The organism is Mycobacterium hainanense, assembly GCF_041890355.1.
GTDB classification, from domain to species: domain Bacteria; phylum Actinomycetota; class Actinomycetes; order Mycobacteriales; family Mycobacteriaceae; genus Mycobacterium; species Mycobacterium hainanense.
Genome location: NZ_CP169059.1, coordinates 3,114,866 through 3,127,483, shown reverse-complemented (window position 1 = coordinate 3,127,483; position 12,618 = coordinate 3,114,866). Strand labels below are relative to the sequence as shown.

Here is a 12,618-nt window from a genome sequence, read left to right as displayed (position 1 = left end):
GCCGCGGCGTTAGTTGCCGACAGCGGCCTTGTGTTGCGGGCAATACGACGCCACGGAAGCGCCCAGCAGGTAGCCGGCCTCGTGCGCCGACAGGTCGGTGGCCCGTACGACGTTGAGCACCAACGAGGTTGGCGTCTTGCCCTGGTCGAGTCCGGCGCACATGTTGTGCCCCGCGGCGATCGCGGCGCCCCGATCGGTGAAGACGATCCCGTTCCGCTGAATTTCGGCGATGAAGGAATCGTCTTTTGGGTCGGCGGACGCCGGCGCCGCGAAAAACAGTGCGGCCCCTGCGGCGAGCGTCAGAAACATCCCGGCACGCGCATTCATTCGGCTCGCGGTCTCCTCAAAGTGATGACGGGGTGTCGTAAGAGTGGCTGCACAGTAACGGAGAACCGGCGCATCTTTCTCGCCGTCGCCAAGCCCGCCACCTCACAGGAATCGGGCGGTCGACGCGGCAACACGCGGGGCGGCCGCGTCGGGAACGCCGCAAAACCCGTTGATTTGCCACGACTGCGATGTCGCCGCGACCGAATCGCGCGACCGGGTGGGGTTCAGCGGCCGCGAATCGCGGCGCTCGCGGCTCGGGAAGCGAGAGCAGAGCGCAACCGAAAATTTACAGTCGGGGCATTCGCCGCGACCCAAAAGCGGTCCTCCGGCCCGCGATTGCGCCCGCCTGTCGTGGGTCTTCGGCCCGCCGGTGGGAGCCGCATCGCCCGGGCCACCCGCACGGCGACGACGTATTTCACAGTGGCCGTTCGGGCGCGCGGCGACCGCCTTCGGTATGGTCCAAGGAGTGTGCGGAGTCACCGGGGAGGTAAGGCTCGACGGGCGGGTCCCCGACGTAGCAGCGGTGTCCGCAATGGCCGCCGTGATGGCCCCAAGGGGGCCGGACGCGTCCGGCGCCTGGTCACAGGGGCGGGTAGCGCTCGGTCATCGTCGGCTCAAGATCATCGACCTCAGCGAGGCCGGCGCCCAGCCGATGGTCGACTCGGAGCTGGGCCTGGCGATCGCCTTCAACGGCTGCATCTACAACTACAAGCAGTTGCGCCGCGAACTCACCGGACACGGCTACCGGTTCTTCTCGCACAGTGACACCGAGGTCCTGATCAAGGCCTACCGGCACTGGGGCGACGACTTCGTCAGCCACCTGCACGGCATGTTCGCCTTCGCCATCGTCGAGCGTGACAGCGGCCGGGTGCTGCTGGGCCGTGACCGGCTGGGGATCAAGCCGCTCTACCTGACCGAAGACGGCCACCGGATCCGGTTCGCCTCGGCCCTGCCGGCGTTGCTGGCCGGCGGCGGCGTGGACACTCGCATCGACCCGGTCGCCCTGCACCATTACATGACGTTCCACTCGGTGGTTCCGGCGCCGCTGACCATCCTGCGCGGGGTTCGCAAGGTGCCGCCCGCGTCGCTCGTGGCGATCGAGCCCGACGGCCGGCGCACCATCACCACCTACTGGACCCCCGACTTCACCCGGCACGACGACCGCGCCGGCTGGTCGGAAACCGACTGGGAAGAGGCGGTGCTGGACGCGCTCCGGGTCGCGGTCAAGCGCCGGCTGGTCGCCGACGTGCCGGTCGGCTGCCTGCTATCGGGTGGCGTCGACTCCAGCCTGATCGTCGGCCTGCTCGCCGAGGCCGGCCAGCACGGGCTGATGACCTTCTCCATCGGTTTCGAGTCGGCCGGTGGCGTCGGGGGCGACGAGTTCCGGTGGTCGGACATCATCGCCCGGCGCTTCGAAACCGATCACCACCAGATCCGCATCGGCACCGAGCGGATGCTGCCCGCGCTCGACGGCGCCATCGGCGCGATGAGCGAGCCGATGGTCAGCCACGACTGCGTCGCCTTCTACCTGCTCAGCCAGGAAGTGGCGCGGCACGTCAAGGTCGTGCAGTCGGGCCAGGGCGCCGACGAGGTGTTCGCCGGCTACCACTGGTACCCGCCGATGGGCTCGCCGGCCGCGGCCTCGCTACAGGGCTCGGTCGCCGAGTACCGCGGCGCGTTCTTCGATCGTGACTCGGCCGAGATGGCGGGCCTGCTGGGGCCGGGCATCATGGCCCCGGACGACCCCAGCGAGCGCTTCGTCACCGAGCACTTCGCGCGCGCCGGCGCCGAGACGGGCGTCGACCGCGCGCTGCGGCTGGACACCACCGTGATGCTGGTGGACGACCCGGTGAAACGGGTCGACAACATGACCATGGCCTGGGGGCTGGAGGGCCGGGTCCCGTTCCTCGACCACGAGCTCGTCGAGCTGGCGGCGACCTGCCCGCCGGAGCTGAAGATCGCCCACGAAGGCAAGGGCGTCCTCAAGCAGGCCGCGCGACGGGTGATTCCGTCGGAGGTCATCGACCGGCCCAAGGGCTATTTCCCGGTTCCGGCGCTGACCCACCTCGAGGGGCCCTACCTCGACATGGTGCGCGACGCCCTCTACGCGCCCGTGGCCAAGGAGCGCGGCCTGTTTCGCACCGAGGCGGTCGACGCGCTGCTGGCCGACCCGAACAGCAAGCTGACCCCGCTGCGCGGCAACGAACTCTGGCAGATCGCCCTGCTCGAACTGTGGCTGCAGCGGCACGGCATCACGGGTCCGGTGGCATGACCGAAATCGATCCCTCTGGCGACCACACCGAGGCGATCACGATGGGCCTGCATGACGCCTCGCCGCCGGAACTGGTCGAGGTGATGGCCAAGGATGTCGAGCTCGAATTGGGCTGGGGCCGACTGATTTTCGGCCAGACCTTCGCCGACGCCCATCATCTGGTCGAGGCGCTGCGCCGGGAGGGGCCCGGTCGCCGCGACATCTGCATCTACGCCCGCGAATCCCACGTGGTGGTCGCGGAGGCGCCGACCGAGCTCTTCATCGACCCCAGCCACACGTACCGGCTGCGCTTCACCGACGCGAGGAAAAGCGAGGACTCCTCGCCGGCGCCGGTCGGCGTGACCGTGCGCACGCTGAACGACCCGATCGACGCCGACGCCATGAACCGTGTCTACGTGCGTTGCGGGATGGTCCCGGCCGGCGTCGACGTCATCTGGAACAACCACCTGAATGTCCCCGCGGTGACCTACCTGCTGGCGGTGCGCGACACGGACGGCGCCGTGGTGGGCACCGTGACCGGCGTCGACCACGAGCTGCTGTTCGACGATCCCGAGCAGGGATCGAGCCTGTGGACGCTGGCCGTCGACCCGGCGGCCGGGCTGCCCGGCATCGGCGCGGCCCTCACCCGCGCGCTGGCCGAGCGCTTCCGAAACGCGGGCCGCGCCTACATGGACCTGTCCGTCGCGCACGACAACGCCGCCGCCATCGGCTTGTACGAGAAGCTGGGTTTCGTCCGCGTGCCGGTGTTGGCGATCAAGCGCAAGAACGCGATCAACGAGCCGCTGTTCAGTCCGCCGCCCGAGACGGTCGACGACCTCAACCCCTACGCCCGGATCATCGCCGACGAGGCGCTGCGCCGCGGCATCTGGGTCGAGGTGCTCGACGCCGAGACGGGCGAGATGCGCCTCACCCACGGCGGCCGCAGCGTCATCACCCGTGAATCGCTGTCCGAATACACCTCGGCGGTCGCCATGTGCCGCTGCGACGACAAGCGGCTGACCCGGCGCCTGGTCTCCGAGGCGGGCATCACGGTGCCCCGGGCGCGCCTGGCCACCTTCGACGAGGGCGACTACAACTTCCTCACCGAGGTCGGCGAGGTCGTCGTCAAACCGACCCGCGGCGAGCAGGGCAAGGGCATCACCGTCGGCGTGACCGCCGATAACGGTCCCGAAGAGCTGGCCGCCGCGCTGGCCCGTGCCCGCCAGCAATACCCGGACGTGTTGATCGAACAGCGGGTGCAGGGCGACGACCTTCGGCTGGTGGTGATCGACGGCCGGGTGGTCGCCGCCGCGCTGCGGATGCCGCCCGAGGTCATCGGCACGGGGGAGCACAGCATCCGCGACCTGATCGCGGCCGAAAGCCGGCGGCGCTCCGCGGCCACCGGCGGCGAATCCCGCATCCCGCTCGACGACCTCACCGAGTCGACGGTCGCCGAGGCGGGCTGGACGCTGGACGACGTGCTGCCCCAGGGCACCCGCCTGCGCGTCCGCCGCACCGCCAACCTGCATCAGGGCGGCACCATCCACGACGTCACCGCCGTGGTGAACCAGGAACTGTGCCGGGTGGCGGTCACGGCGGCCGAGGCGATCGGCATCCCCGTGACCGGCATCGACCTGCTGGTGCCCGACGTCACCGGCGCCGAGTACGCCTTCATCGAAGCCAACGAACGGCCCGGGCTGGCCAACCACGAACCCCAGCCCACGGCCGCCGCCTTCATCGACTTCCTGTTCCCCGGCCACCCGGGCCAGCCGCAACCCTGGACCCCCGAGGAGTCGCGCGCCGACCGCGGCTGAGGCGTGCGCCTCGCCTCGCCTGGGTACTTCTGAAGCCACTCGGATAGGAGGCAGATGAGCGGAAGCGTGCAAACCGGAACCATCACCACCCACGTGCCCGCGCGCCTGGACCGGCTGCCCTGGTCGCGATTCCACTGGCGCGTCGTCATCGGGCTGGGCGGGGTGTGGATCCTGGACGGGCTCGAGGTCACCATGGTGGGCAACGTGTCCGCTCGCCTGACGGAAAAGGGCAGCGGCATCGACCTGAACGCCGCGCAGATCGGCATGGCGGCCGCGTTCTACATCGCCGGCGCGTGCCTGGGCGCGCTGTTCTTCGGCCACCTGACCGACCGCTTCGGGCGGCGCAATCTGTTCATGCTCACCCTGGCGGTCTACCTGGCCGCCACCGTCGCGACCGCGTTCGCCTTCGCCCCGTGGTATTTCTTCATCGCGCGGTTCTTCACCGGGGCCGGCATCGGCGGCGAGTACGCCGCCATCAATTCGGCCATCGACGAGTTGATCCCCGCCCGCCTGCGCGGCCGCGTCGACCTGATCATCAACGGGACGTACTGGCTCGGTTCGGCCGCGGGTGCCGCCGGCGCCCTCGTCCTGCTTGACACGTCGAACTTCGCGCCCAACATCGGCTGGCGGCTGGCCTTCGGCATCGGCGCCATCTTCGGCATCTTCGTGCTGCTCGTGCGGCGCAACGTCCCCGAGAGCCCGCGCTGGCTGTTCATCCACGGCCGCGACAAGGAGGCCGAGCGGGTCGTCGGCGAGATCGAGGAGGCGGTGCGGCGGGAGACCGGCGAACCCCTGCCCGCGCCGCAAGGCCGCGGGCTCAAAATCCGTCAGCGCGAGACGATCTCGTTCCGGGAGATCGCCCGGGTGGCGTTCAAGCTCTACCCGCAGCGCGCGATCCTGGGGCTGGCGCTGTTCACCGGGCAGGCGTTCCTCTACAACGGTGTGACGTTCAACCTGGGCACCCTGTTGAGCGGGTTCTACGGCGTGCCGTCGGGCAAGGTGCCGCTCTTCTTCATCCTGTGGGCGCTGAGCAATTTCGTCGGGCCGCTGGCACTGGGCCACCTCTTCGACACCGTCGGCCGCAAGCCGATGATCACCGCCACCTACCTCGGGTCCGCGCTGGTGGCCGTCGTCCTGGCGATCCTGTTCGTGACCCAGACCGGCGGCGTCTGGGCATTCATCGCAGTGCTCGCGGTCGCGTTCTTTTTGGCGTCGGCGGGCGCCAGCGCCGCCTACCTGACGGTCAGCGAGATCTTCCCGATGGAGACCAGGGCGCTGGCGATCGCGTTCTTCTACGCGGTGGGAACCGCGATCGGCGGCATCACCGGCCCGCTGCTGTTCGGGCAGCTGATCAGTTCCGGGGAACGCGGCCAGGTGATGTGGTCGTTCCTGACGGGCGCGGCGGTCATGGCGATCGCCGGCCTGGTCGAATTGCGGCTCGGCGTCGCGGCCGAACGGCGGCCGCTCGAAGAGTTGGCCCTGCCGTTGACGGTGGACGACGCCGAGCCAAACGACCGCGGGCCGTCTTCTGTTTGAAACCATCGCGGCGATAGCGGTGACGCGGACGTAACAAATCCGCCATCGAGAGTTCCTAGTGTGAGTCGGTCCACTAGTCGTGGGCCCCCTCAGCGATAGGAATTCCATTGAGCGGTAATGCGGTCCGCCTCCAGGCGATCAACAATGTCGAGGCATACGTTCCCCCTGCCGTCAGCTTCGTCCCGGGCGAACTGCCCGGGGAGATCTTCGGCTCCAACGTCTTCACCAAGGCGGAGATGCAGGCGCGGTTGCCGAAGGCGGTGTACAAGTCGATCGTCGCGACCATTGACAAGGGCGCCAAGCTCGACCCCGCGGTCGCCGACGCGGTCGCCGTCGCCATGAAGGACTGGGCTTTGGAGAAGGGCGCCACCCACTACGCCCACGTCTTCTACCCGATGACCGGCCTGACCGCCGAGAAGCACGACAGCTTCCTGGAGCCCGTCTCCGACGGGCAGACCTTGGCCGAATTCGCCGGCAAGACGCTCATCCAGGGCGAGCCCGACGCTTCGAGCTTCCCGTCCGGCGGCCTGCGCAGCACGTTTGAGGCGCGGGGTTACACCGGCTGGGACGTCACCAGCCCCGCCTACGTCCTGGAAAACCCGAACGGCAACACGCTGTGCATCCCGACGGTGTTCGTCTCGATGACCGGGGAGGCGCTGGACTACAAGACGCCGCTGCTACGCAGCCAGCAGGCCATGGGCACGCAGGCCGAGCGCATCCTGACGCTGTTCGGCCACAAGGACCTCAACCACGTCGTCTCGTTCTGCGGTCCGGAGCAGGAATACTTCCTCGTCGACCGGCACTTCTTCCTGGCGCGACCCGACCTGATCAACGCCGGGCGGACCGTGTTCGGCGCCAAGCCGCCCAAGGGACAGGAATTCGACGACCACTACTTCGGCGCTGTGCCCGAGCGAGTGCTCGGCTTCATGATGGACACCGAGCGTGAGCTGTTCAAGCTCGGCATCCCCGCCAAGACCCGGCACAACGAGGTGGCCCCCGGCCAGTTCGAGATCGCACCGATGTTCGAGCGGGCCAACATCGCCTCCGACCACCAGCAGCTACTGATGACGGTCTTCAAGACGGTCGCCAAGAAGCACGGCATGGAATGCCTGTTCCACGAGAAGCCGTTCGCCGGCGTCAACGGCTCGGGCAAGCACGTCAACTTCTCGGTGGGCAACGCGGAGCTGGGGTCGCTGCTGGTGCCCGGCGACACGCCACACGAGAACGCCCAATTCCTGGTGTTCTGCGCCGCGGTCATCCGCGCCGTGCACAAGTTCGCCGGGCTGCTTCGGGTGTCGGTCGCGTCGGCCACCAACGACCACCGCCTGGGCGCCAACGAGGCGCCGCCGGCGATCATCTCGATCTTCCTCGGCGAGCAGCTGGCCGACGTGTTCGAGCAGATCGCCAAGGGCGCGGCCACCTCGTCAAAGGGCAAGGGCACCATGATCATCGGCGTCGACACCCTGCCGCCGCTGCCGACCGATCCGGGCGACCGCAACCGCACCAGCCCGTTCGCGTTCACCGGCAACCGGTTCGAGTTCCGGGCGCCGGGCTCGGGGCAGACCGTCGCCGTGCCGATGATCGTCCTCAACACGATCATGGCCGACTCGTTCGACTACATCGCAACGACTTTGGAGAAGGCCGTCGAAGACGGCGAGGACTTCGACGCGGCCGTGCAGAAGCTGCTCACCGAGATCATCACCGATCACGGCGCCGTGGTGTTCAACGGGGACGGGTACTCGGAGAACTGGCAGATCGAGGCCGCCGAGCGCGGACTGCCCAACCTCAAGACCACGCTGGACGCCATCCCGGAGCTCATCAAGCCGGAATCGGTCGAAGTGTTCGAGAAGTACGGGGTTTTCAACGAACGCGAGCTGCACAGCCGTTACGAAGTCCGCCTGGAGCAGTACGCCTTGACCATCGGGGTGGAGGCGAAGCTGGCCCTCGAGATCGGTACCACGGTCATCCTGCCCGCGGCGCTGCGCTACCAGACCGAGCTGGCCGGCAACGTCGCGACGTTGAAGGCCGCCGGGATGGAGCCGGACACGACTGCGCTGGAAGCGGTTTCGGCCCCGCTTGCCGACCTCACCGCCGCGCTGACAACGCTGAAAGCGGCGCTGTCGAAGCACTCGGCGGAATCGGGGCTCGATGAGGCCAAGCACGCCCAGGAGGCGCTGCTGCCGGCGATGGAGGCGGTGCGCACGGCCGCCGACGCGCTGGAAGGCATTGTGGCCGACGACCTGTGGCCGCTGCCGACCTACCAGGAAATGCTCTACATCCTGTAGGCGTCGGCCGCGGATCAGTGCACCGGGGGAGCGACCTGGGTGATCGAGCCATCCGGGGCCAGCACAATGGTGCCGCTGAGGGCGCCGTCGCTGGCGTTGATCTGCAGGTGCAAGCCGCCGTCCTTGCGGGACTCGATCGCCAGGAAGATCCGGTTGGCGTCGTAGATGTGCAGGGTCTGGGGCGCCTGTTGCAGCACGTCGACGACCGCCTGGATGTCGAACTTGCTGAGGTCACCGACCACCAAGCGCGATGACACCGCGTTCTCGGGGCCGACGGTTGCCCAATTGCCGTCGCGGCCCAGCCAGTTCACCACCTTCCGGGGGTTCGCGGTGTCCGGACGCATGACGACCACCTGGGTCTGGTAGATGTTCAGCTGGTAGCCCAGCGTGTCGCCGAACTGCGTCCGCATCTGCGCCAGCACCCCGCTCACCCCGCTCAGGGTGAGCAGCTGCGGCATTGGGGGCGCCGGCGTGGTGGTCATGGCGGCGCTGCTGGGGGCGGCCGTGGGCGCGGCGGAAGGCGCTGGCGCCGAAGGGGTGTCGCGCTGCAGACCCCAGGCGACGCCGGCGCCGACCAGCACCAGAGCGATGGCCAGCCCGGCCCAGGCCCGGCGCCTGGTGATCCCGGGCGGCGACGACGGCGGCCGCTCGGCGGCCGGGTGGATCTGCAGGTCGGCGACCAGCGACTGCAGCTCGCGCAGCGTCGTGGCCCTGGTGGCGGCGCTTACTCGCTCGCGGTGCTCTTCGGTCGACAGCTGCCCGTCACCGAGCGCCGCGTCGAGCGCCTCGCAGGTCCGGTTTCGGTCGTTGTCGCTCGCCCGGGTGTCATCGATCATCGCCCGCTACCCGATGAGCTTGGTCAGCCAGGTCGGGTCCGAGTAGTTCACCGACGCGGTGCCGTCCCACACGAAGGGTGTCGAATTGGCGTTGAGCCCGGACAACGTCGCGTACCCGGCCGCGGATTTCGCCTTGCCCGTGCCCACGTCGTCGCCGGACTTGATGCACGTCAACACGTCGGCGTCCGCCCCGACGTTCTTGGCCAACTGGGCCAGTTCGCCGTCGGTGCGGTCCTCCGGGGCATCCTCCGCCGGCTGGAAATTGCTGGCGAACAAGCCCGAATAGAAGGCGGTGTATGTCTTGGCGTCGTTTTGCGCCGCGACGCAGTACGACGCCGCGACCGCCCGGGTCGAGTAGTTCTTGCTGTGCGACTTGTCGTCGAGGAAGTCGAGCAGGTGATAGCGCACCGCGAGCTTTTTGTTGTTCACGGCGGTGTCGATGTCGCCCGCATTCGACCGGATGAAGCTGCCGCACGGCGGGCAGATCGGCTCGTTGAAGATGTCGATCGTTGTCGACGCGGCCGAGCTGCCCACGAACACGCCGTCATCGAGCACCCGCAGCGCGACGGCGTCCGCTGGGGGCGGGGGCTTCGTCGGCTCCGGCGGAGCCGACGGTTCCCACGGCCGGATTACGGCGAGCGCGACGCCCACGATGGCCACCAGGGCGGTGCCGGCGACGCCGACCCACAGCCAGGGTTTCCTGCTCGGCCGCGGCGGTTGACCCCAGGGCGCCCCGATCGGCCCAGGGGTGCTGGGTCCCCAGGTGGGGGCGCCGCCCCATCCCGTCGGCTGGGGCGCCGGGCCGCCGGGAGGCGTCGACGCCCACATCGGGCCGGACGAGGGGGCGTGTGCGGGGGCGGCCTGGGCGATCCCGGCGGACTGGTGGCTGGCGAACGCGGCCGGCATCCGCGCCACCTGGCTGCGCTGCAGGATGTCGGTGGCCCGGTCCTGGTCGGGTTCGGCGAGCGCCGCGTAGGCGGCCGCCGACAGGTCACCGCAGGTGGCGTAGCGGTCCGCGGGATCCTTGGCCATGCCGCGGGCGATCACCCCGTCGAAGGCGACCGGGATGCCGGGCCGCGCGGCGCTGGGTTTCGGGATCGCCTGGTGCAGGTGGGCGCCCATCACGCCGATCTGGTCACCGGTGTACGGCGGGGATCCGGTCAGGCATTCGTACAAGACGCAGGCCAACGCGTAGATGTCGGCGCGATGGGTCACGTCGGAGTCGCTGAACCGCTCCGGGGCCATGTACTTGACCGTGCCCACGGTGGTGCCGATCTGGGTCAGCTTCTCGTCCGCGGTCGCGCTGGCGATCCCGAAGTCGACCAGGTACGCGAAGTCGTCGCCGCTCACCAGGATGTTCTCCGGTTTCACGTCGCGATGCAGGACCCCGGCGGCATGCGCGGCGTCGAGCGCCGAGCCGATCTGGCGGACGATCGCCACCGCCCGCGGCGGGGACAGCGGCCCGTACCGGCTCAGCATGCCGGCCAGGTCCTTTCCGTCGATCAGGCGCATGTCGACGTAGAGTTGGCCGTCGATCTCCCCGAAGTCGTGAATCGGCACCACGTGCGGTTCCTGCAACCGGCCCGCCGTGCGGGCCTCGCGCTGCATGCGGGAGCGGAAGACGGGGTCGTTGGACAGCGTCTGTGACATCAGCTTCAGCGCGACCGTGCGCTCCCGGACCGTGTCCTCGGCCTCGTAAACGTCGCCCATGCCCCCGCGACCGATCAGCCGCCGCAGCAGGTATGGACCGAACTGCGAACCCTCCCGCGAATCCGCGGTCGTGTCACCCATCCCGACTCCTCAGTCACCGACCGTGCGCAGGCATAAGGCTAAGGTTTCGCAGGCCGCTGGGCACGGCGAATAACGAAAGCCAGCTAATCGGACGGCGGGATCAACGGAGTTCGTCCTCACCGCCGGCGCGTTCGGTCAGCCCTTCGCGGGACAGCGCGCGGACGAAGCCGAAGGCCTGCATCCCGGCGGGGCCGGGGTTTTCGGTGATCCAGTCGTTGATCTTGCCGAAAGCGTTGGCCAGGTCGTCGCGCTTGACGCGGATGAGGTAGGTCAGTCTGTCGTCGTCCGGATCGTCGAGGGATTCGGCGACGGCGACGGGATGCCGGAAGGCGTACGCGATCCCGTGCACGGCGTCGTGATTCAGTGCCCACTCAACCTCGCTCGGCCGCAGCCGGTTCACCGCCAGATTGCGATAGTCATGGTCGTCGTTTGAGCTGCTCACCTGGCCGATAGTCCTCCTCTGTGTGGCTCGAGAAAGTAGACGGCGAGGATCTGAAAACCATGCCGCGCAGGCGATTCGATACGGGTGTTCAAACCGGCATTTCCATCATAGGAAGGCCGTTCCCCGGCTGCATGTCGAGCGGAATCAGCGGCGGTAGCGCAGGAACACGTAGCCGTCGCAGACCAGCGCGTGCTCGAGGCGCATCGTCACCGGTGCGGGCAGCGGCGACGCGGTCGGGCGCCTTCCCACCGGCTGGCTCGCGGCGAGTTTGGGCGCCAGAGTCACGCAGATCTCATCGACGGCGTCGGCCTCGACCAACTCGTCGAGCAGGGTGGGGCCGCCCTCGCACAGGATGCGGTGCATGCCTCGTTCGCGCAGCAGCGCGACGGCTTGTGCCACGTCGACGGCATCGTCGCCCGCGACCAGCAGCCGCCGCCCGTCGCCGTGGTTCTCGCGCGGCGCCGACTGCCCGCACGTCACCACGATCGGCGGCTGATCGGGGTCGCTGAGCAGCCTGGCCGGCAGCCGGCCGCTGCGGCTGACCACCGCGATCGGCGGCGGTGGGGTCGGGCCCGCGTCGGTGATGCGGACCGGGCCGTAGTTTTCGGCGCGGGCGGTGCCGGCGCCCACCAGGACCACGTCGGCGAAGCCCCGCAGGATTTTCAGCAGCTGCTGATCGGTGGGGCACGACAGCGGCCCGGCCCGGCCGCCGAACGCCGCGGCGCCGTCGGCGCTGAAGATCATGTTGACCCGCACCCCCGGCGGGGGGTCGGCGTAGAACGATGCAAGCTCGGTGATGTCGGCGACGGCGCCCACGCGGGGAGCCACGGCTACGCCTCGTGGCCGGGTTCCAGGTGCCGGACGTCGCCGAAGGACACCCAGCTTTCCAGCTCCCGCGGCGGGCGGCCATCCATCGGCGCGAGCAGATGCCCGACGTGGTCGCCGAGGGAGAACCGCTCGAGAATCTCGCCGGCGAACCAGGCGGCCGCGTCGTCGAGGATGGGCAGCTGCGCCGGGCCGCTGTGCCACGAGCAGCGCTCGAACTTGTTGACGGTGTCACCGGTCTGGCTGCCGAACAGCTCCGCGACGTCGAGGTGGTCGTGGTCGAACACGTGCACCGCCAGGTGGGTCGCCGTGGTGGCGACGCGGAACGTGTGGTTCTTGCGGGACAGGCCCACCAGGAAGCGGGGTGGGTGGATGCTGGTCTGGCTCGCGAAGCCCACCAGACAGCCCGCCGCGACGCCGTCGGCCCGCGTCGTCACGACGAACATCGGGTAGTTCAGCACCGCGACCAGCTGTTCGAACGCGTCTTCTCCCGGATCGGCCATCCGCTCAG

10 protein-coding genes are annotated in these 12,618 nt (G+C 69.1%); 4 read left to right on the top strand and 6 right to left on the bottom strand.

Annotation, left to right across the window (positions count from 1 at the left end; genetic code table 11):
• Window positions 1-9 precede the first annotated feature (9 nt).
• Window positions 10-327 (bottom strand): DUF732 domain-containing protein, encoded by a 318-nt coding sequence (locus ACEL92_RS14635; RefSeq protein WP_374021465.1) that lies wholly within the window; start codon window positions 325-327, stop codon window positions 10-12.
• 466 nt (window positions 328-793) lie between these two features.
• Between ACEL92_RS14635 and ACEL92_RS14630 the strand changes: the two genes are divergently transcribed.
• From ACEL92_RS14630 to ACEL92_RS14615, 4 genes are all read left to right on the top strand, one after another.
• Window positions 794-2,599, top strand: coding sequence for an N-acetylglutaminylglutamine amidotransferase (locus tag ACEL92_RS14630; protein WP_374021464.1), 1,806 nt, complete (start codon window positions 794-796; stop codon window positions 2,597-2,599).
• Window positions 2,596-4,392 carry an N-acetylglutaminylglutamine synthetase gene (ngg, locus tag ACEL92_RS14625; RefSeq protein WP_374021463.1) on the top strand — a complete coding sequence of 599 codons (1,797 nt, stop codon included), beginning with the start codon at window positions 2,596-2,598 and terminating at the stop codon, window positions 4,390-4,392. The genes ACEL92_RS14630 and ngg overlap by 4 nt, the downstream gene beginning before the upstream one ends.
• Window positions 4,393-4,446: 54 nt before the next feature.
• On the top strand, window positions 4,447-5,928 hold the full coding sequence (locus ACEL92_RS14620; RefSeq protein ID WP_374021462.1) for an MFS transporter: 1,482 nt from the start codon (window positions 4,447-4,449) through the stop codon (window positions 5,926-5,928).
• A 107-nt stretch (window positions 5,929-6,035) separates the two neighbouring features.
• On the top strand, window positions 6,036-8,213 hold the full coding sequence (locus ACEL92_RS14615) for a glutamine synthetase III (protein ID WP_374021461.1): 2,178 nt from the start codon (window positions 6,036-6,038) through the stop codon (window positions 8,211-8,213).
• Between the two features lie 14 nt (window positions 8,214-8,227).
• Here ACEL92_RS14615 and ACEL92_RS14610 read toward each other — a convergent pair whose 3' ends face one another.
• The 5 genes from ACEL92_RS14610 to ACEL92_RS14590 all read right to left on the bottom strand — a co-directional run bounded on the left by ACEL92_RS14610 (window position 8,228) and on the right by ACEL92_RS14590 (window position 12,610).
• Window positions 8,228-9,049, bottom strand: coding sequence for a DUF1707 domain-containing protein (locus tag ACEL92_RS14610; protein ID WP_374021460.1), 822 nt, complete (start codon window positions 9,047-9,049; stop codon window positions 8,228-8,230).
• A 6-nt stretch (window positions 9,050-9,055) separates the two neighbouring features.
• Window positions 9,056-10,840 (bottom strand): protein kinase, encoded by a 1,785-nt coding sequence (locus ACEL92_RS14605; RefSeq protein ID WP_374021459.1) that lies wholly within the window; start codon window positions 10,838-10,840, stop codon window positions 9,056-9,058.
• Between the two features lie 100 nt (window positions 10,841-10,940).
• Window positions 10,941-11,282, bottom strand: a complete 342-nt coding sequence (locus ACEL92_RS14600) for a hypothetical protein (RefSeq protein WP_374021458.1) — start codon at window positions 11,280-11,282, stop codon at window positions 10,941-10,943.
• 144 nt (window positions 11,283-11,426) lie between these two features.
• Window positions 11,427-12,110 (bottom strand): pyrimidine reductase family protein, encoded by a 684-nt coding sequence (locus ACEL92_RS14595; protein ID WP_374021457.1) that lies wholly within the window; start codon window positions 12,108-12,110, stop codon window positions 11,427-11,429.
• Window positions 12,111-12,112: 2 nt separating this feature from the next.
• The gene (locus ACEL92_RS14590) at window positions 12,113-12,610 is read right to left on the bottom strand and encodes a flavin reductase family protein (RefSeq protein ID WP_374021456.1); all 498 of its coding nucleotides are present in this window, start codon (window positions 12,608-12,610) and stop codon (window positions 12,113-12,115) included.
• Window positions 12,611-12,618 lie beyond the last annotated feature (8 nt).

What these genes read in the sequence shown, in the direction of transcription:
- ACEL92_RS14635 (WP_374021465.1), bottom strand. Translation starts at nt 327, where the DNA reads ATGAATGCGCGTGCCGGGATGTTTCTGACGCTCGCCGCAGGGGCCGCA.
- ngg (WP_374021463.1), top strand. Translation starts at nt 2,596, where the DNA reads ATGACCGAAATCGATCCCTCTGGCGACCACACCGAGGCGATCACGATG.
- ACEL92_RS14620 (WP_374021462.1), top strand. Translation starts at nt 4,447, where the DNA reads ATGAGCGGAAGCGTGCAAACCGGAACCATCACCACCCACGTGCCCGCG.
- ACEL92_RS14610 (WP_374021460.1), bottom strand. Translation starts at nt 9,049, where the DNA reads ATGATCGATGACACCCGGGCGAGCGACAACGACCGAAACCGGACCTGC.
- ACEL92_RS14605 (WP_374021459.1), bottom strand. Translation starts at nt 10,840, where the DNA reads ATGGGTGACACGACCGCGGATTCGCGGGAGGGTTCGCAGTTCGGTCCA.
- ACEL92_RS14590 (WP_374021456.1), bottom strand. Translation starts at nt 12,610, where the DNA reads ATGGCCGATCCGGGAGAAGACGCGTTCGAACAGCTGGTCGCGGTGCTG.